The following is a 1,207-nucleotide window of genomic DNA, read 5'->3' as shown; positions in this document are numbered from 1 at the left end:
ACGAGGTGCTGGAGCAGTCCATGCCATCGCAACACCTCACCCTGGCCAATCCCTTCAAGACCCGCATCATCGCCGAGGCGCAGGTGAAGACCGACAAGATCGACGCCCGCATCCTGGCCCTGCTGCTGCGTGCCGGTTTGATCAGCGCGGTTCACATCCCCTGCAAAGAGACACGCCAGCGCAAAGAGGTCCTGCGGCAGCGCTGCTTCTTCGTGCGCCAGCGGACCATGCTGCGCAACCGCATCCACCGGCTGCTGGGCGCCCAGCACGACCTGAAGCTGCCCCAATGCAGCGACCTTTTCGGCAGGAAGGGCATGGGCTTCCTGGAGAAGCTGGAGCTTCCCGCCCCGGCCGGGCTGCTGCTCAAGCAGCAGCTCGACATGCTCAAAAACGTGCAGACCCGCATCAAAGAAGACGAGGCCGCTTTGGAGCAGATGATGGGCAGCACCGTTTCCCAGAAGCGCGTGCTGAGCCTCCCCGGCATGGGGCCCATCCTGGCCTCGGTGGTTGTCAGTGAGATTGACGACATCAGCCGCTTCAACAGCGCCCAAAAGCTCTGCGGCTACATCGGCCTGTGCCCGAGCACCAGCAGCAGCGGCGGCAAGACCTATAACGGCAAGCTCATGAAGCACTGCAACAAATGGCTGCGCTGGGCCTTCGTGGAGGCCGCATGGGTGGCGATGGGCTGCGACTCTTATTTTGGCGATCTCTACAAAAGGAAACGCGCGGCAGGCAAGAAGGCCAATACCGCCATCCTGTGTGTGGCCCGGCGCATGGCGCGCATCACCTGGCAGCTCTTGACGCAGGAGCGATGCTATGAGAAAATTCCACCGTCAAGCCCTATCCCAGGCAAGCCTGCCCGCAACGAGACAGCTGCGACAGGTTGCGCCAAAGAAGGCGAAAACAGCACCAGCAGCGCCCGTGCCGCAAAGGGCAAGCGCAGCAAGACGAAACAGACTTTCCCCAGCCGCTCCAATCGCAGACTGGCTGGCTGCTGAGCTTAGGCTCAGACAGCGCACCTTGGGTCAGGATGGAGGGCTGGGGATCTAATTTCGTCGCAATGGAAGGGGGCCACAACGTGCCCGCCCCGCAGAGAAGTGTGATCAAAGCATCGCCAGACCAGGTTGGAACATGACCGGCAACGCCGCGTGCCAGCAGCACGGACGGCGCGGAAAATACGTGTCCAGCAACAGCCATGAGAGCCTTC

1 protein-coding gene is annotated in these 1,207 nt (G+C 62.1%); it reads left to right on the top strand.

The window, feature by feature from the left end; all coding sequences use genetic code 11:
* The coding region (locus WJU23_RS23525; protein ID WP_346335081.1) for an IS110 family transposase at nucleotides 1–998 on the top strand (998 nt) is incomplete at its 5' end.
* Nucleotides 999–1,207: the final 209 nt, after the last annotated feature.

It is taken from the genome of Prosthecobacter sp. SYSU 5D2, from assembly GCF_039655865.1.
Classification (GTDB): domain Bacteria; phylum Verrucomicrobiota; class Verrucomicrobiia; order Verrucomicrobiales; family Verrucomicrobiaceae; genus Prosthecobacter.
The sequence above is the reverse complement of the archived record's forward strand: the minus strand, read 5'-3'. Positions and strand labels throughout refer to the sequence as shown.